At 72.8% G+C, this 19,410-nt stretch carries 9 protein-coding genes; 5 read left to right on the top strand and 4 right to left on the bottom strand.

The annotated features are described in order from the left end of the window. The first annotated feature begins 143 nt into the window (after window positions 1-143). A complete protein-coding gene (locus KY5_RS40575) occupies window positions 144-8,213 on the top strand; it encodes a type I polyketide synthase (RefSeq protein WP_098246876.1) in 8,070 nt (2,689 codons plus the stop codon). Window positions 8,214-8,358: 145 nt separating this feature from the next. On the opposite strand, the gene KY5_RS40570 is transcribed toward KY5_RS40575, so the two are convergent. From KY5_RS40570 to KY5_RS40555, 4 genes are all read right to left on the bottom strand, one after another. Further along, on the bottom strand, window positions 8,359-9,138 hold the full coding sequence (locus KY5_RS40570; protein ID WP_199843476.1) for a DeoR/GlpR family DNA-binding transcription regulator: 780 nt from the start codon (window positions 9,136-9,138) through the stop codon (window positions 8,359-8,361). A gap of 279 nt (window positions 9,139-9,417) precedes the next feature. Next, window positions 9,418-9,912, bottom strand: a complete 495-nt coding sequence (locus tag KY5_RS40565) for a flavin reductase family protein (RefSeq protein ID WP_234363116.1) — start codon at window positions 9,910-9,912, stop codon at window positions 9,418-9,420. 107 nt (window positions 9,913-10,019) lie between these two features. Beyond that, window positions 10,020-11,183 carry a bifunctional glutamate N-acetyltransferase/amino-acid acetyltransferase ArgJ gene (gene argJ / locus KY5_RS40560; RefSeq protein ID WP_098246873.1) on the bottom strand — a complete coding sequence of 388 codons (1,164 nt, stop codon included), beginning with the start codon at window positions 11,181-11,183 and terminating at the stop codon, window positions 10,020-10,022. Window positions 11,184-11,362: 179 nt separating this feature from the next. Beyond that, on the bottom strand, window positions 11,363-13,480 hold the full coding sequence (locus KY5_RS40555) for an AfsR/SARP family transcriptional regulator (protein ID WP_098246872.1): 2,118 nt from the start codon (window positions 13,478-13,480) through the stop codon (window positions 11,363-11,365). 672 nt (window positions 13,481-14,152) lie between these two features. Here KY5_RS40555 and KY5_RS40550 point away from each other — a divergent pair. From KY5_RS40550 to cs1, 4 genes are read left to right on the top strand one after another with little or no spacing between them, the layout of a single operon-like run. Beyond that, window positions 14,153-15,868: a thiamine pyrophosphate-binding protein gene (locus KY5_RS40550; RefSeq protein WP_098246871.1), complete on the top strand. Its 1,716-nt coding sequence runs from the start codon at window positions 14,153-14,155 to the stop codon at window positions 15,866-15,868. Window positions 15,869-15,873: 5 nt separating this feature from the next. Further along, window positions 15,874-17,403, top strand: coding sequence for an asparagine synthase-related protein (locus tag KY5_RS40545; RefSeq protein ID WP_098246870.1), 1,530 nt, complete (start codon window positions 15,874-15,876; stop codon window positions 17,401-17,403). A 38-nt stretch (window positions 17,404-17,441) separates the two neighbouring features. Next, a complete protein-coding gene (speB, locus tag KY5_RS40540) occupies window positions 17,442-18,392 on the top strand; it encodes an agmatinase (RefSeq protein ID WP_098246869.1) in 951 nt (316 codons plus the stop codon). Then, on the top strand, window positions 18,389-19,363 hold the full coding sequence (cs1, locus tag KY5_RS40535; protein ID WP_098246868.1) for a clavaminate synthase Cs1: 975 nt from the start codon (window positions 18,389-18,391) through the stop codon (window positions 19,361-19,363). The genes speB and cs1 overlap by 4 nt, the downstream gene beginning before the upstream one ends. Window positions 19,364-19,410 lie beyond the last annotated feature (47 nt).

The following is a 19,410-nucleotide window of genomic DNA, read 5'->3' as shown; positions in this document are numbered from 1 at the left end:
CGCGCGCCGACATCAGGTCGGCGTCTGGTCCGGTCCACGACAGGTCCGGTCCAGTCGTCCACGTCAGGCCCGCATCGCGTCCGACGCTCGCCCACGTAGGCTCAACATCGTTACAGAGCAAGGGTTTTGGAGAGCGGGGAATCATGACGCGTCACGAGCTGATCCGACCGGTGCCCGAGCTGTTGAAGGAGCACGCCGAGCGGGCGGCCGGACGGATCGCCTACGCGGACTCCTCGCGCCGCGTCACCTACGCCGAGCTGGAGCGCCGCACCCGCGCCCTCGCCGCCCACCTCACCGGGACGGGTCTCCGCCGTGGCGATCGCGTCGCGATCCTCCTAGGCAACTGCGTCGAGGCCGTGGAGAGTTGCTTCGCCGTCGTGCGGGCCGGAATGGTCGGCGTACCGCTCAATCCGCGCTCGTCCGACGCCGAGCTGACCCACTTCCTTCAGGACAGCGGCGCCGCCTTCGTCATCACGGACGCCGCACACCTAGCCCAACTGCGCGGCCTCCACGCGCCGTTCGGCCACCTGGGCGCCTTGGTCACCGGAGCCGGGCCGGTCCCGGACGGCGCCCGGCTCTTCGAGCACGCGGCAGCGGGCGAGCGGTCCGCGGAGATCGACCGGCTCGGCCTCGACGAACCCGCCTGGATGCTCTACACCTCGGGCACCACCCACCGGCCCAAGGGCGTCCTGTCCACGCAGCGGGCCGCACTGTGGTCGGTGGCCGCCTGTTACGCGCCGCTCTTCGGCCTCTCGCCCGAGGACCGGGTGTGCTGGCCGCTTCCGCTGTTCCACAGCTTCAGCCACTCGATGGCGATCATGGGTGTGACGGCCGTGGGCGCGAGCGCCGGGCTCGTCGGCGATCCGCTGTCGTCGGGCGGACTGCGGCAGGAATTGCTCACGGCGGACGAGGCGCTGGGTGGACCGTTCACGATGATGGCCGGTGTGCCCGCCACGTATCACCGGCTGGTCGAGTCGGCGGGCGCCAGGCCGCGGGCGTTACGGATGTGCGTGGTGGCGGGCGCGCCGAGCGGTCCCGCGCTGCACGAGGCGGTGGAGGCCGCCTTGGGGGCTCCGCTGCTCGACGTGTACGGCAGCACGGAGACCTGCGGCGTGATCACGGCGAATCGCCCCGAGGGGGCCAGGGTCGAGGGCTCCAGCGGTCCGCCCGTGCCCGGCATGGACGTACGCGTCGTCGCACCGGACAGCCTCACCTACGTCCCGGACGGAGCCGAGGGCGAGGTGTGGGTGCGCGGGCCGAGCCTGATGACGAAGTACCACGAGCGGCCCGAGGCGACGGCTGCCGCCCTGCGGGAGGGCTGGTACCGCACCGGTGACCTCGGCCGCATCGGGGAACACGGCCATCTCCTGCTCACCGGCAGGCTCAGCGAGCTGATCATCCGTGGCGGCGAGAACATCCACCCCACGGAGATCGAGCAGGTCCTGACGGAGTGCCCTGGCGTGTCCGACGCCGTAGTCGTGGGGCTGCCGCACGAGGTGCTCGGCGAGGTGCCGGTCGCGTTCGTCGTGCCCGGTCCCGACGGGCTCGACGCGCGTCGGGTCCTCGCCGAGTGCCGGGCCCTGCTGGCCGACTACAAGGTGCCGACTGGGATCCACGAGATCGACGCCGTCCCGCGCACCGCGTCCGGCAAGATCGCCCGGCACCGCCTCGTCGTCCCCGCCCCGGCCCCCTCGGCCGGCGCCTCCCCGCACGAGCGGCTCCTCGCCCTCCCCCGCGACGAGCGGGAGCGTGCGCTGCGCGAGACGGTCCTGACCTGCACGGCCGAGGTCTGCGGCTTCGAGCAGGAGGAACTGCCCGACGCTGACAGCCCGTTCGCCGATCTCGGCATGACGTCCCTGGGCGCGGTCGAGCTGGTGGACCGGCTCGGCGCGCTGACCGGCCTGAGGCTGCCGTCGACGCTCGTCTTCGACCACCCGACACCGGCCGAGGCGGCCCGCCACCTGCTCGCCACGCTCTTCGCGGACGAGCCGACGGAGCGGCGGCCGCGGGCGTCCGGCGGACAGGGCCGGTCCGAGGTGGACGACGATCCCGTCGTGATCGTCGCCATGGGCTGCCGGTATCCCGGTGACGTGAACTCACCCGAGGACTTGTGGGAGTTGGTGACGCACGGCCGGGACGCCATCTCGGAGTTCCCCACCGACCGCGGCTGGGACCTGGCCGCCCTGTACGACCCCGATCCCGACCGGATCGGCACGTCGTACACGCGACACGGCGGATTCCTGCACCGCGCCGCGGAGTTCGACGCGGGTCTCTTCGGGATCTCGCCGCGCGAGGCACTCGCGACGGACCCGCAGCAGCGGTTGCTCCTGGAGACGTCCTGGGAGGTGTGGGAGCGGGCCGGGATCGATCCGGCGTCGCTGCGCGAGAGCGACACCGGGGTGTTCGTCGGCCAGATGTACACCGACTACGCGTCCCGCTTCACGCGCCGCCACGAGCTGGAGGCGCAGCTGGGTCTCGGCTCCGCGGGCAGTGTGACCTCCGGGCGGATCTCGTACGTGTACGGGCTGCGCGGTCCCGCGATCACGCTCGACACCGCCTGCTCGTCCTCGCTGGTGGCGCTGCACTTGGCGGCGGGCGCCCTGCGCTCGGGCGAGTGCTCGCTGGCCCTCGCGGGCGGCGTCACCGTCATGGCGACGCCCCACCCCTTCCTCGCCTTCAGCCGCCAGCGCGGCCTCGCTCCCGACGGGCGCTGCAAATCGTTCTCGGCCCACGCCGACGGCACGGCCTGGGCCGAGGGCGTGGGGCTCGTCCTCCTGGAACGGCTCTCCGACGCGCGGCGCAACGGCCGTCAGGTCCTGGCCGTGCTGCGCGGCTCCGCCGTCAATTCCGACGGCGCGTCCAACGGCCTCACCGCGCCGCACGGCCCCGCGCAGCGGCGGTTGATCACGCGGGCCCTCGCGGACGCGGGGCTGCGCGCCGCCGACGTGGACGCGGTGGAGGCCCACGGGACCGGCACCCGTCTCGGCGACCCGATCGAGGCACAGGCGATCCTGGCCACGTACGGTCAAGGCCGCGAGCGGCCGCTGTGGCTCGGCTCCGTCAAGTCCAACCTCGGGCACACGCAGGCGGCCGCCGGGGTCGCGGGTGTCATCAAGATGGTGCAGGCCATGCGGCACGGCGAGCTGCCCAGGACGCTGCACGCCGACTCCCCCACGCCTCATGTGGACTGGCCGTCGGGCCGGGTGGAGCTTCTGACGGCCGCGCGGCCGTGGCCGGAACCGGGTCGGCCGCGGCGCGCGGGGGTCTCGGCGTTCGGGATCGGCGGGACCAACGCGCACGTGATTCTGGAGGAGGCGCCGGACGACCGGGCGGAGATCCCTCGTAGGGCCTCCTCCACGTGGTCCGCGCCGTGGCTGCTCTCCGCCGCCGACGCACCCGCCCTGCGCGCCCAGGCGCGACGGCTCGCATCCCATGTAGCGGACGGGACACGCGTATTGACCGCCGATGTCGCCCGCTCGCTGACGGTGTCGCGCTCCGCGCTCGCTCATCGGGCGCTGGTGCCCGCCGACGACGATCCGACCCGGATGCTTGACGCGCTCGGCGCGCTCGCGGAGGGCAGGGACGCACCGGGAGTCGTACGCGGCCTTGCGGCACCGCAGCTCCGCACCGCTCTCCTGTTCACCGGGCAGGGCGCCCAGCGCCCCCGGATGGGCGCCGAACTCCGCGCCGCCTTCCCCGTCTTCGCCGAAGCCTTCGACGAGGTCTGCCGCCACCTGGACGACCATCTCCCCCACCCTCTGAGTTCGGTGCTCGCCGCGGAGCCCGGGTCGCCGGACGCGACGCTCGTGGACCGCACGGACTTCGCTCAGGCCGGACTGTTCGCCTTCGAGGTGGCGCTGTTCCGGCTGGTCGAGTCGTGGGGCGTGCGCGCTGATCACCTGGTGGGGCACTCCGTCGGTGAGTTGGCGGCCGCACATGTCGCCGGGGTGCTCGATCTGCCCGACGCGGCGAGGCTCGTGGCCGCCCGCGGCCGTCTGATGCAGGGCCTGCCCGACGGCGGCGCGATGGTGGCGCTGGACGCGCCAGAGGACGAAGTCCGGTTCGCGATCGCCGAGTTGGAGGACGATCAGGTGGCGATCGCGTCCGTCAACGGGCCGCGTTCGGTGGTCGTCTCGGGCGCGGCGGGCGCGGTGCTCGCCGTGGCCACCGCCTTCGAGGCGCGGGGCCGAAGGGCCGTACGACTGCGGGTGAGTCATGCCTTCCACTCGCCCCTGGTCGAGCCGATGCTCGACGATTTCCTGCGCGTCGCACGCGAGGTGACCTTCCACCTGCCGCGCATCCCGATCGTCTCCACGGTGACGGGCCGTCCCGCCGACGCCGCCGAGCTGTGCTCACCCGAGTACTGGGTGCGGCACGCCCGTCGGCCCGTGCGCTTCGCCGACGCCGTGCGCACACTCGCGGACGACGGGGTCTCGGCCTACCTGGAGCTGGGCCCCGGCCCGGTCCTCACCGCGGCGGGGACCGACTGCCTGGCCACGCCCGCGTCCGACGGCGGCTCCGTCCTCGCCGTCGCCACCCGGGGCGGCGAGCACGAACCGGAGACCCTCCTCTCGGCCGTGTCACGACTGCATGTGGCCGGGGCGGCCGTCGACTGGGCCTCGGTGTACGCGAGTTCCGACGCACGGCATGTGGACCTGCCGACGTACCCCTTCCAGCGACAGCGGTACTGGCTGGACGCGCCGCGAACCACCGCCGCCGACGCCCCGCCGCTGCTGGGTCCCGCCTTCCCGGTCCCTGGTACGGCACGAACCGTCCTGTCGGGCTTGCTGTCCCTTCCGACCCACCCGTGGCTCGCCGACCACGTCGTGGCCGGGCGGGTGATCGTCCCGGCCACGGTGTTCGTGGAGATGGCGGTACGGGCGGGGGACGCGGTGGACCGGGGAACGGTCGACGACCTCGTGATCCTGCGCCCCCTCGCTCTGCCCGACGCCTCGGCGGTCTGCGTCCAGGTCGTGGTGGGCGGTCCTGACGACGCGGGTCGGCGGCCGGTCGACCTCTACACCCGGCCGGAGGAATCCACCGAGGACACGCCATGGACCCGGAACGTCTCCGGGCAACTGGTGCGCAGCCGCGCGGCGCAGGACGGCGCGCGGCACGAGGGCCTGACCCCGTGGCCGCCCCAGGCGGCCGAGGCCGTGGATCTCACCGACGCGTACGCCGTCCTCGCCGACGCCGGGCTCGCCTACGGGCCCGCGTTCCAGGGCGTCGACACGGTCTGGCGGTGCGGCGACGACGTCCTCGCGGAGGTCCGCCTGCCCGCGTCGCACACCTCGGACGCCGATCGCTTCGGGCTGCACCCGGCGCTGTTAGACGCCGCGCTGCACGCACCCCTGCTCGCCGCACCCGCCGAACTGGCCGCGCTCAGGGTGCCGTTCGCCTGGAGCGGCGTCAGTCTGCACGCCTCCGGAGCCACGGAGCTGCGCGTCCGGGTGACTCGTACCGGCACGGACACGGCCTCGCTCACCCTCGCCGACCCGCACGGCCGAATCGTGGCCCGTGTGGACTCCCTGACCACCAGGGAACTCCCGCCCACCGCGCAGACCGACTCGACGGACGACGTCGTACGACACGCTCTCCTGCGCCCCGAGTGGGCGGATGCCGCATTCCCTGAGCCGTCGACCGGGTCGGCGGGTCACACGTGGGTGGTGCGCGGGCGCGACCGGCTGGGCCTCGCCGGGTATCTGCCCTGCGGCAAAGACCCCCAGTTCATCGTCGTCGCGGCCGTCGCCCGCGCGACGGACTCCGACACCGGCCGCACGGACTCCGATCCGCTGACCGACGTACACGAAATGACCGATACGGTCCTCGAGACGCTGCGGGACTGGCAGGGCGATCCGGACACGGCGGGCACGCGACTCGTGGTGGTGACGCGCGACGCCACCGCCCCCGTCCCCGACCTGGCGGGTGCGGCGGTCTGGGGACTGGTACGCGTGGCCCAGTCGGAGCTGCCGGGCCGCGTCGTCCTGGTGGATGTGGACGGGCGGCCGGAGTCACTGAGTCTGGTGCCGGATGCGGTCGCCACCGGTGAACCCCAACTACGCGTACGGGAGGGGCGGGTGACGGTCCCTCGGCTTGGCCTGGTCGGCGACACGACCGAGGGAGAGGCGACCGTCTTCGACCCGGACGGCACGGTACTGATCACCGGCGGCACCGGCGCGCTCGGCGCGGAGCTGGCACGCCACCTCGTCACCGCACACGGCGTACGACACTTGCTGCTGACCGGACGCCGGGGGCCGCGGGCGCCCGGTGCCGATGAACTGCGCGGCGATCTCACGCGGTTGGGGGCGCAGGTCGACATCGTGGCCTGCGACGCGGCCGACCGCGCGGCGCTGGCCGAGGCGATCAAGCGCTGCGAACCGCCGCTGACCGGTGTGGTGCACGCCGCCGGTGTGCTCGACGACGGTGTGCTGGAGTCGCTGACTCCCGAGCGGATGGCCGCGGTACTCCGGCCGAAGGCCGACGCCGCCTGGAACCTGCATGAACTGACCCGGGACATGGGGCTCTCGGCGTTCGTCGTGTTCTCCTCCGTTTCCGGTCTGCTCGGCCCGGCGGGCCAGGGCAACTACGCCGCCGCGAACGCGTTCCTCGACGCCCTCGCCCGGCGCCGCACCGCCGAGGGGCTGCCGACGGTGTCGCTGGCGTGGGGCCCGTGGGAGCACGCCGACGGCATGGGGGCGGCGCCGGACGCCACCGCCTCCCTCCCCGATTCCGGGCCCTCCCGACAGCGCCCACAGGCACGTGATGTGCTCGTTCCGCTGTCCACGCGGCAGGGCCTCGCCCTGTTCGATGCCGCGCTGCGCTCCACGGAGCCGGTGCTCGCGCCGATCCTGCTCGACCGGGGTGCGCTGCGGTCATCTGCCGGGCTCGTCCCGCCGTTGTTGCGCGGACTCGTACGCCGGAACCGGCCGACGGCCGCCGCGACGGCCTCCGACTCCGACCGGAATGCCGAGGCGCCGGGAGCCTGGCGGAAAAGGCTCAACCAACTGCCCGTCGAGGCGCGGGAGTCGGCGCTCGCGGAGTTGCTGCGGGCCGATGTGGCCTCGGTGCTCGGATACCCCGGCGCCGACGCGCTCCCGGAAGGCAAGTCGCTCGGCGAGCTCGGATTCGACTCCCTGACGGCCGTGCAGATCCGCAACCGGCTGAGCATGGCGCTCACGGTCAGGCTGCCGGTGGCGGTGGTGTTCGAACACCGGACGGCCGACGGCCTTGCACACCATCTGCTCGGCCTTCTGGAGGACGAGGCGGACGCCGATACGACCGCCGGTGCGGCTACAGCCGCCGAGGAGGTCCACTCGGTCGAACAGCCCGCGTACACCCTCTCCTCGCTCTTCCGTGCGGTCAGCGCGGCAGGGCAGCCGGTGGCGGCGATGCATCTGCTCGTCACCGCGTCCTGGGCAGTGCCCTCCTTCACTGCCGTCCAGAGCGCCGAGCACGCCCTGCCCCCGATCCGCCGCTCCCACGGCCGCCCGGGCACCGACGGACCGACCGTCGTCTACTTCCCGGCGTTCCAGCCGTCGTTCGCGCCGCCGGGCGCCGGCGACTTCCCCCGCTTCCACGGCGCGTTCCACGACGACCTCGACGTCCTGGAGTTCCCGTACCCTGGGCTCGGTGCGAGCGCGAGCACGGAGAGGGCCGTGCCGGAGGACCGCGCGGCGCTGGCGCGTACGCAGGCCGAGAGCGTGCTGCGGTACGCGGGGAACGGGCCCTTCGTGATCGTGGGGCGGTCGGCGGGCGGGAACGTGGCGCACCTGGTGGCCCAGCACCTGGAGAACACGGGCCGGGCACCGGCGGGACTGGTGCTGCTCGACACGTACCACATCACGCCGGACAACAACGGCACGGACTGGCTGCTCTCCCTGGCCGCCCCGCCCACGCGATCCGGGGACCTGTGGGGGAACGTGTCGGGGGACGGCGACAGTGTCCTGGCCGCGATGGGCGCCTACCACCGGATCCTCCTCGACTGGGAGCCCGAGCCGATCACCACCCCCACCCTCCTCGTCCGCGCGTCCCTCCCCACCCCCGCGATGGCGGCCGCCGCGGAAGCCGAATCCTGGCGGACGTCCTGGCCGTCCGCTCACGAGGTCGTGGACGTGCCCGGTGACCATCTGACGATGATGCGGGAACATGCGGAGTCGACGGCGTCGGCGGTCCGCGACTGGATCCGTGCACGAACGACGGGGAATCACCGGTGAGTTGACTCAGCGAGCCGAGTCAGTCACCGCCCCCCCAACCGATCCACCGACCAGGCGCCGACGCCCGAGCCAGGGCGGCGCTGTCACGCCCCGCCAGGTTCGACAGCGCCTCGGCCCGCCGCCACACCGGCACACGGCGGCACCGTCACACCCGCAGCACCTCGGGGCCGAGCAGTGCGTACCGTCGGGCCTCGCTCCGCGGGAGGCGGGTGTCGGTGACGATCGTGTCGAAGGCGCGCGCGTCGGCGAACCGGCAGAAGCTCACCGCGCCGAACTTGGAGTACTCCCCGGAGAAGACGCGGCGGCGCGAGGAGCGCACGGCCTGCCGTTTGACCTCGCTGACCGTCGGGTCGGGAGTGGTCAGGCCGTGCTCGCGGGAGATGCCGTTGGCTCCCACGTACGCCAGGTCGATGACGAACTCGGAAAGCATCTGCGCCGCCCAGCGGTCGACGGTCGCCATCGTGCGGCCACGCACCCGGCCGCCGAGCAGCAGCACGGTGAACCGGGGCCGGGTCGCCAGGACTTGGGCAGTGGCGAGCGAGGCGGTGATCACGATCAGCGGGCGGTCGTCGGGCAGCGCCTCCGCGATCAGCTGCGGGGTGTAGCCCTCGTCGATGAAGACCGTCTCGGCGTCTCTCAGGAGTTCCGCGGCGGCCGTGGCGATGCGTGCCTTCTCCGCGGCGTGCATTCCGGTGCGGAACGCCAGCGTGGTCTCGAAGCTCGTGCTCTCCACCGGGTACGCGCCCCCGTGCGTGCGCCGCACCAGGCCGCGCCGTTCCAGTGTGCTCAGGTCCCGCCGCACCGTCTCCTTGGACACCCCGAGGTCGGCGGCGATCGCCGTGACGTCTACGGATCCCGCCCGCCGGGCGCTGATCACAATGCGGCGGCGCCGGTCCTCGCCCTCCGCGGCGACCGCCCGACCCATGACTGACTCCCCCATGTGTAGCCCTCCCCCATGCCACCTTCGACCCTGTCAACTTCAGCCGGGCACGCGCCCGTTCAGGCGGTTCGGCCGTGCGTTGCCTCCACGCCAGACCCCTACGGGGCTGACGGCCGGGCGGTTCACATGGCCGTCGGGGACAGGTGTCATTCCGGCCGCCGCATCGACGTTGCGGTGGCCGGGACTGCAGGTCGGAAGGTGGCCGAAAGCGTTGGATTCACGGTGCCGGGGCCGGACCGGTCAGGGGGCGACGCGTCGGGCCGGTCAGGCGGTCATCGGTCCCGGCGTCTGGTCCCGATGGCCGGATTGCGGCGCGTACGTGCCGTAGCGGCCGCCCAGGAAGACCAGCGGCGGGCCCTGGTGACCGGTGCCCAGCGCTCGCACCGAGCCCGTGACGAACCAGTGGTCGCCCGCGTCGGACTGCGCGTACGTCGCGCAGTCGACCCAGGCGACGGCGTCGAGCAGGAGGGGGCAGCCCGAGGGCGACCAGCGGTGGGGAAGGTCCCAGCGGTGCGGCGACTTCGTGACGAACGCCTCGCACACACCGCGCTGCCCCGCGCTCAGCACGTTGCCGCAGAACCGGCCCCCGGCCCTGATCAGCGGCCAGGTCGTCGAGGTGCGCGCGGGCAGGAAGCCCACCAGGGGTGGATCGAGGGAGACCGAGGTGAAGGTGCCGACGACCATTCCGAGCGGGTCCGCGCCCGGCCTCGGGGCAGGTGCGGTGATCAGGGCGACACCGGTGGGACAGCGCCCCAGCACCGTACGGAGGTCCGCTGCGGGTCCGCGGTGATCCGCACCGCACCCGGAGCCCTCGTGTGATCCCTCGGAACGGGAGCCGTACGTCATCACGTCACCGGTCCCGCGGTTCAGGTCGAGTAGTCGGCGTTCAGCCGCACGTACCCCTCGGTGAGGTCGCAGCCGTAAGCCGTGAACTCAGCGGTGGAGTACGGGCGGACGCCGAGGTCGACCTGGAGCGCGACCTCGGCGTTCTTGAGGTGTTCCGCGACGCGCTCCAGCTCCTTGGGGCCCGGCGTCCCCGGGTACACCTCCTGGGCGCCGAAGCTGATCGTGACGCGCTCGGGGACGATGTCCAGGTCGTCCTGGCACTTGCCGACCGCCATGGCGACCCGTCCCCAGTTCGGATCGGCGCCGTGCACGGCGGTCTTCACCAACGGGGAGTTGACCACGGCCTTGGCCACACGCTTGGCCTGGGCGACGTCCCTGGCCCCCGTCACCCGCACCTCGAGGAGCTTGGTGGCGCCCTCGCCGTCCCTGGCGATGTCCTTGACCAGGTCCAACGCGAGTGCGCCCAGGGCCCTTTCGAACTCCACGAGGTCGACGTGGCCCGCGAGACCGCTGGCGAAGACGGCCGCCGTGTCGCTGGTGGACGTGTCGGTGTCGATGCTCAACGCGTTGAACGTGCGGTCCATCACGCGCCGGAAGACGTCATCGAGGACGACGGGGCCCACCGCGGCGTCGGTGCAGAAGAACGTGAGCAGCGTCGCCATGTCCGGCTCCATCATGCCCACCCCCTTGGCGATGCCGACCAGCCTCGCGTCACCGCACCGCGCCCTGCGGATCTTGGGGTGGGTGTCGGTCGTCATGATGGCCGTCGCCGCCGCGTCGAAATCGGCACCGGGGAACGGCCAGCGCAGCGAGGCGACATGAGCGCGCAGGAGGGGCATGGGGTAGCGGTGGCCGATCAGGCCCGTGGAGGCGATCAGTACGTCGTTCTCGTCGGCCCCGATCGCCTCGGCCACCCGGCGGCGGATCTCCTCGGCGTCACGGCGGCCCTCCGCACCCGTGGCGACGTTGGCGTTCCCGGAGAGGACGACGACGCCCCGCGCGCTCCGGTCCGCGACCGCTTCCCTGCTGAGCAGGACGCTGGGTCCGGCGAAACGTGAGCGGGTGAACACCGCGCTCGCGACCGCGGGCACCTCGGAGGCGATCACGGTGAAGTCCGGGGATGTCTCCTTGATGCCCGCGCGGCCGTGGTGGACGAGGAAACCTTGCGGAGAAGAGGCGTGCATCGGACCTGGGTTCCCTTCCCGAATCGCCGGTACAGGCCCTCCCGGCGCCTGCCCGGCCACCGTGACACGCCCCGCTTGCCGACCGCTGCGCCGTTCGCTGGAACTCCCTTGAACGAGGGACGGCGCGCAACGGGAGGCGCGGCGACACAGGAAACGTCACGGAACGGGGAACGCCGCTCTCATGCCGCCCCGGCGGGCGACGCCGTACGGGTGCTCTCCAGGGCGTGCAGGACCGCCTCCCGCACCAGCGGATGGACGAACCGCAGCCGGTCGGCTCCGTCGGGGTCGGGCGTCAACAACCCGCCGTGCAGCGCCGTGGGAAGCGCGTCCGTGGGGATGCCTTCGTGTCGCAGCATCGCCTCGACGGCGTGTCGTTCGCAGCCGTCCTCCATGACGGCGCACAGTTCGAGAACCCGGCGGATCCCGGACGGCAGGCCCGACAGGCGTTCCAGGACGACCCCGGCGAGTTCGTGCGGGATCGCGGCGTCCGGATCGACGGCGAGCCCCTGCTGCCCGGCGTGCAGCAGGTAGCCGAGGAAGTAGGGATTGCCCGCGGTACGCCGGTGCAGCCTTTCCAGGAGGCGGGGTTCGGGGCTCTCCCCCAGCGTCCTTGACGCGAGCGTCCCGGTCGCCGCGAGGTCCAGCGGTTCGAGCAGGATCCGGCGTGCGTCCAGCGACTGGAGGATCACGGCCGCGGCCCGTCGCAGTTCGGCGTCGTGGGCGAGCTGGAAGGTACGGGTGGTGACCACGAGGAGGGCGGGGGCGTTCCGCAGTTGCTCCACGAAAAGCCGCAGCAGGGCGAGCGACGGCGCGTCGGCCCGGTCCACGTCCTCCACGACCAGGACCGTCGGCTCCCGGACGGTGCGCAGCAGCGCCTGGCACACCGCGTCGTGCAGCGTGAACCGGGCGTCCCTGGAGAGCGGCGCCGACACCGGCCGCGCGCTCGTCCCGTGGCGGGGCGGCTCGCAGATGTCCGAGCACATCTCGGGGAGCAGGTGCGCGAGGCTGTGCCGCACCCAGTCGGGTAATCGGCACACCCGGTCGGGCCAGAGCGCGGTCAGCCGGCGCAGGAGTGTCGTCCATGGCCAGTAGTCCGGCTTGTCCTCGCTCTCCGAACAGGACGCCCAGACGGTGTGCGCGCTCTCCGTGACCGTCCGGGCGAGCTCGGACACCAGCCGCGTCTTGCCGATGCCCGCCTCACCGACGAGGAACGCCACCCGCCCCGACGTGTGGAACGCGCCCGTGGCGGAGTCGACGAGGGCCCGCAACTCCTCGTCACGGCCGACGAACACGGGTGGGGCGCCGTCCGCCCGGCGCGGCGATCCCGCGTCGAGGTCGCGCGCGGTGGGGAGCCGGGGCGCGCGGATCGTGATTCGTCCGGATCCGGCCGCGGTCACCGGGTGGGACGGTCCTTCGAAGGCCGGGGCAGGGCCGCACCGCGCCTCGTCCCCGGTGCCCCGGTCGGCCAACTCGGGCGCGCGCTCCAGGGCGCAGTCCTGTCGCAGGATCGCCGCGTGCAGCGCCGCCAGCTCCCTGCCGGGGTCCGCGCCGATCTCCTCGGCGAGGGCCTGACGCGTCTCCTCGTACGTCCGCAGGGCGTCCGCCTGGCGGCCGAGCCGGTACTGGGCGTGCATGTACAGGCCGGTGAGCCGCTCGCGCAGCGGGTTGCGCTTCGCCTCGATCGCCAGGGGGTGCAGCACGTTCTCCTCCCGGCCGAGGCGCAGCGCGCACTGGGCCCACGACTCGACGGCGCTGAGCCGCAGTTGTTCGAGCCTGGCGGCCTCCTGCACGGCGAAGTCGTAGGCGCTCAGCTCCTCGTAGGGCGCTCCGACCCAGGTGTCCAGGGCCGCGCCCAGCACGGCGTGGGCCTCGTCGGCACTCCCCTTCTGCGCCAGCCGGCTGCCTGTCCGTACGGCTCCCTCGAAGCGGTGGACGTCGACGTGCTCGGGATCGATGACCAGCGCGTACCCCGGTTGCTGGTAGTGCAGTTGGGGCCTCGACCCGTCGGGCAGGAGGCAGTCGGCAAGGAGTTTGCGCAGCCGCGACACGTACGACTGCAGGGTCGCGTTGGCGGTCGCGGGCGGGGCGTCGCCCCAGATGCGGGAGATGATCGAGTCGACCGACACCACACTGCCCGCGCCGATCAGGAGCAGGGCGAGGACCGCGCGTTGGCGTGGCGGCCCCAGCTCCAGAGGGCGGCCTTCGCTGCGCACGGAGAGCGAACCCAGTGCGCCGATCGGCGCGGGTCCGGTCGGCTCGGACGCTTCGGCACGGGAGTCAAGGCTGGTCGGCTTCACTGCGACATCCGGTCCTCTCTGCGTGGCGCGGGACCGCCCTGCGGTGCCGGAGGAGCGGGCCTGCGCGGGTGCTTGTGGCTGAACGAGATCCGCTCGGGTGTTCCTGAGTCACTCGACCGGCCGCCGTGCTAAGAGCCCGGGGCGTCGGCCCGGTGCACCGGCCGGGAGCGCTCTCCCCGAGAACCGCAGCCACGTGAGAAACGCATCCGAACCGCCCCGTCATCGCCCAGTTTCTCCCGGCGGAGGGGCGCGGTCCTCGCCCGTTATGGGGCGCGTTGCGCCTGCCCTTGGCTGAATACAAGGCTCCGGTTGCCCGCTGCCGCGGCTCCTGCGTCCCGCATCGGGCCGTCCGGGCAGCGAACGGGCGCACGGTCGTGCCCGCCGTGCGGGGCCGCGGCGCCCGACCAGTGCCCGCATGCGCACGCACGGCGGCACATGGCGGTGGGAACAGCCTCGTTACCCCCCAAGGAGCGCCAGGCACACCCACCGAAGTGTGTGCCCGTGGCGGCTCAGCCGTCCACAGGAACCGTGCAAGTCGACGGCCCACCCCCCTGCAAGGGGCGATCGGCACAGTGACCGGTGACCGCCGACGGACCTCTCGGCTCCGCACCACACGTATGCCGGAAACACCCCAGGCACAGCAACCGCCCCTTCTCACGCAGAGGAACTGCCATGTCCCGTGTCTCCACCGGCCCCTCCACCGACCCGACCACCGCTCACGCCCTGCTGCGCCGACTCCACGACCACGGGGTGCGCACCGTGTTCGGGGTGGTCGGCCGTGAGGCCGCGTCGATCCTCTTCGACGAGGCGGACGGCATCGACTTCGTTCTGACCCGGCACGAGTTCACCGCGGGTGTGGCGGCCGACGTGCTGGCCCGCATCAGCGGCCGCCCGCAGGCGTGCTGGGCCACGCTGGGACCGGGCATGACGAACCTGTCCACCGGCGTCGCCACCTCCATGCTCGACCGGTCCCCGGTCATCGCGCTCGCCGCCCAGTCCGAATCGCACGACATCTTCCCCAACGACACGCACCAGTGCCTGGACTCGGTGGCCGTCATGCGGCCGATGACCAAGTACGCGGCGGAGCTCCAACGCCCCGACGACGTCACGGACTTGGTGGACTCGGCGATGGCCGCCGCGATGACCGAGCCGGTCGGGCCGAGCTTCATCTCGCTGCCCGTCGACCTGCTCGGCGGCGCGGTGGACACCTCACGGCCGCGCCCGCGGGCCGTCCTCCCCGCCAAGCCGGTCGGCGCGGTCGAGGACGGCTGGCAGCACGCCGCTGCCGAGGCGGCCGAACTGCTCGGTTCGGCGCGCCACCCCGTCCTCGTCGTCGGCGCCGCCGCCATCCGCTCGGGAGCCGTGTCCGCGATCCGCGCGCTGGCCGAGCGCCTGCGCCTGCCCGTCATCACCACGTACATCGCCAAGGGTGTCCTGCCGCACGCGCACGAGCTCAACTACGGCGCGGTCACCGGCTACATGGACGGCATCCTGGACTTCCCCGCCCTGGACACTCTGTTCGGGCCCGCGGACCTCATCCTCACCCTCGGCTACGACTACGCGGAGGACCTGCGGCCCTCGATGTGGCAGCGCGGCGTGGCGAAGACCACGGTCCGCGTGTCCCCGACGGCCAATCCGGTGCCGCGCGTCTACCGCCCCGACGTCGACGCCGTCACCGACGTCCTCGCCTTCGTGGAGCACCTCGACCGCGCGACCGCCGACCTCGCCCCGAAGGTCGCGCACGACATCACGCCGCTGCGGGACCGGATCGCCGAGTTCCTGGCCGACCCCCACCACTACGACGACGGCCTGCGCGTGCACCAGGTGATGGACTCCATGAACACCGTGCTCGCGGAGACCGCCGAGACGGGCGAGGGCACCATCGTCTCCGACATCGGCTTCTTCCGGCACTACGGGGTGCTCTTCGCCCGCGCCGATCAACCGTTCGGCTTCCTCACGTCGGCGGGCTGCTCCAGCTTCGGCTACGGCATCCCCGCGGCGATCGGCGCGCAGCTCGCCCGGCCAGGACAGCCGACCTTCCTCATCGCGGGCGACGGCGGCTTCCACTCCAACAGCGCCGATCTGGAGACCATCGCCCGGCTCAACCTGCCCATCGTCACCGTGGTCGTCAACAACAACACCAACGGCCTGATCGAGCTGTACCAGAACATCGGCCACCACCGGTCCCACGACCCGGCCGTCAAGTTCGGCGACGTCGACTTCACCGCGCTCGCCCGCGCCAACGGCGTCGAGGCCACCCGGGCGACCAGCCGTGAGGAGCTGCTCGCCGCGCTGCGCAAGGGCGCGGGGCTCGGACGGCCGTTCCTGATCGAGGTACCGGTCTCCTACGACTTCCAGGCCGGCGGCTTCGCCGCCCTGACCATCTGACGCCGATGACACCGAACTCCCCCGCCGCCATCGGCTTCCTCACCGAACTCCGCCAGGACGGCGGGCACGTGCCCGCACCGACCTTCGCGGCACGCGCCTCGCGGGCGACGTGGCACGAACGAACGGCCGACCGCACCCTGCACGCCGTACTCCTGCACTCCGGAGCACCGGACGAGGCCTGCGCCCGCGCCCGGGGCAGGACGCTGGTGTTCGCCGGAGAGCTGTACAACCGGGACGAGCTGCACCGGCTCCTGCCGCCGGGGCGCGCGCTGCCGGGCAACGACGCCGCGCTCGTCATCGCCCTGTTCGGCGTCTACGACCTTCACGTCTTCCGGCTCCTGAACGGGCGGTTCGCCGCCCTGGTGACGGAGTCCGGGCGGGCGGTGCTCGCCACGGACCACGCGGGCTCGGTGCCGCTGTACGTCTCCGTCGCCCCGGGGCGCGTCCTCGCCGCGACGGAGGCGAAGGCGCTGCGGAACGCGCCGGCCGGGCGTCCCGTGCCCGCCCGCCCTGTGCGGGGGCTGCCCGGCACCCACCAGGTGCCGGCCGGCACGGTCCTCGACATCGAGGTGGCCACCGGGAAGTGCGTCCCGCACCGCACGTGGGCGCCGCCGCTCGCCCGCCGGATCCTGCCGGAGGAGGAGGCAGTCGACGCCGTGCGCCGGGCGGTGGAGCGCGCGGTGCGGACCCGCACGGCAGGTGGCACGCCCCTGGTGGTGCTCTCGGGAGGCATCGATTCCTCGACCGTCGCGGCGCTGGCCGCCCGTCGGGCGGCCAGGCCCGTCGACACCGTGTCGATGGGAACCGACGAGGCCGACGAGTTCCCGCAGGCGCGCGTCGTGGCCCGGCACGTCGGCTCCGCGCACCGGGAGATCACCGTCCCGACCACTGAGCTGCTGCGGCGGCTTCCGCACACGGTCTGGGCCGCCGAATGCCTCGACCCGGACATCGTCGAATACCTGCTGCCGCTGACCGCCCTGTACGTGCGGATCGGCGGCCCGGGGCGGCGCGTCCTCACCGGTTACGGGGCCGACATCCCGCTCGGCGGCATGCACCGCGAGAACCGGCTGCCTCGGCTCGACACGGCCGTCTGCCACGACATGGAGACCTTCGACGGCCTCAACGAGATGACGCCGACGCTCTCCGCGGTGGGCGGCCACTGGTCGACCCACCCCTACTGGGACCGCGACGTCCTCGACGTCCTGGTGTCCCTGGAGGCAGGGCTCAAGCACCGTCACGGGCAGGACAAGTGGGTGCTGCGCGCCGCCATGAGCGACGTCCTGCCGCACGAGGTCGTCGTCCGCCCCAAGCTCGGCGTGCACGAGGGATCGGGCACCAGCTCGTCCTTCTCCCGGCTCCTGGCGGACGCCGGGGCCCCGCCCGACCGCGTGCGCCAGGCCAAGCGCCTGGTCGTCCGGGAGATCTTCGATCAAGTCGTCGTCGGCGGACGCCATCCGGACGACGTGGCGCTCGACGCGGTGGTCGAACTGGCCGCCTCCCGGCTGACCGGCGCCGCCCGTCCCGTTCCGCGATGACCACGTCACGTACCCGACCAGGAAGGGAGGGGCCCACCGTGGATCGCATCGACACGACCGTCTCGCCGCGCTACGCGCAGCTCCCCACGTTCATGCGCCTGCCGCACGACCCGAAGCCTCGGGGCAAGGACGTCGTCGTCATCGGCGCCCCCTACGACGGCGGCACCAGCTACCGGCCCGGCGCGCGCTTCGGTCCGCGCGCCATCCGCAACGAGTCCGGACTCATCCACGGCGTCGGCATCGACCGCGGGCCCGGCACCTTCGACCTGATCGACTGCGTCGACGCCGGGGACATCGACCTGACCCCGTTCAACATGCACATCGCCATGGCCACCGCCCAGGAGAGACTGAGCGGCCTCCTCACGGACAACGCCGCCTTCCTGATGCTCGGCGGCGACCACTCGCTGACGCTGGCCGCGCTGCGCGCGGTCGCGGACCTGCACGGTCCCCTCGCCGTCCTGCACCTGGACGCGCACTCCGACACCAACCCCGCCTTCTACGGCGGCGAGTACCACCACGGCACGCCCTTCCGGCACGCCATCGAAGAGAAGCTCGTCGATCCGCGGCGGATGGCGCAGATCGGCATCCGGGGCCACAACCCGCGGCCCGACTCGCTCGACTACGCCCGCGGACACGGCGTACGGATCGTCACCTGCGACGAATTCTGCTCACTGGGCCCCGAGCGCACCGGCGAGCTGGTCCGCGACCTGGTCGGTGAAGCGCCCGTCTACGTGTCGGTGGACATCGACGTCATGGACCCCGCGTTCGCCCCCGGCACCGGCACGCCCGCGCCGGGCGGCCTCACCTCGCGCGAGGTGCTCGCCCTGCTGCGCGGCATCGGCGAGCTGCGCCCGGTGGGCTTCGACGTCATGGAGGTCTCGCCGCTGTACGACCACGGCGGCATCACCTCCGTGCTCGCCACCGAGATCGGCGCGGAGCTGCTGTTCCAGTACGCCCGCGCGCACTCCCGAGAAAGGACACCCTCATGACCGTGCTCGACTGCTCCGCGTACGCCGCGGACCTGACATCGCTGGCCGGGCGGCTGCCGCGGATTCCGCGCAGGGACCTCCACGGGTTCCTCGACGCGGCGCGCACGGCCGCCACGGAGCTGCCCGCCCCGCTGGCGGCCGCCCTCGACGACTTCCGCTCCGACGGGAACACGAACGGCTACCTGCTGCTGCGCGGTCTGCCGGTGGAGGACGACGAGGTCCTGCCGCGCACGCCCGACAGCACTCCCGCCCCGGTGCACAGGACGCTCCTGAACCAGGAGGCCATGCTCGCGATCGTCGGCCGCCGTCTCGGTCTGCACACCGGCTACCGCGAACTGCGCTCGGCCAGCGTGTTCCACGACGTCTATCCGTCGCCCGGCGCGCACTTCCTCTCCTCCGAGACCTCCGAGACGCTCCTGGAGTTCCACACGGAGATGGCGTACCACGTGCGCCAGCCCGACTACGTGATGCTCGCCTGTTCCAGGGCGGACCACGAGCGCAAGGCCGCCACCCTCGTCGCCTCGGTCCGCAAGGCGCTCCCCCTGCTGCCCGACGACGTCCGCGCCCGCCTCTTCGACCGGCCCCTTCCCTGCTGCGTGGACGTCGCCTTCCGCGGCGGCGTGGCGGACCCGGGAGCCATCGCCGACGTCAAGCCCCTCTACGGAGACCCGCGGGACCCGTTCCTCGGATACGACCGCGAGCTGCTCGCCCCGAAGGAGCCCGCCGACGTCGAAGCGGTCGGCGTCCTCTCCAAGGCGCTGGACGAGGTGCGCGAGTCCGTGTTCCTGGTCCCGGGCGACGTGCTGATCGTCGACAACTTCCGTACGACACACGCCCGCACGCCCTTCGTACCGCGCTGGGACGGCAAGGACCGGTGGCTGCACCGGGTCTACATCCGCACCGACCGCGGCGGTCAGCTGTCCGGCGGCGAACGAGCGGGCGACGTCGTGGACTTCGTGCCGCGGCACTGACGCGAGGCACGTGCGTGGTACCACGCGGACGACCGGGGGCCGCCGGT

The organism is Streptomyces formicae, assembly GCF_002556545.1.
GTDB lineage: Bacteria > Actinomycetota > Actinomycetes > Streptomycetales > Streptomycetaceae > Streptomyces > Streptomyces formicae_A.
This window is presented reverse-complemented; position numbering and strand designations above follow the sequence as displayed.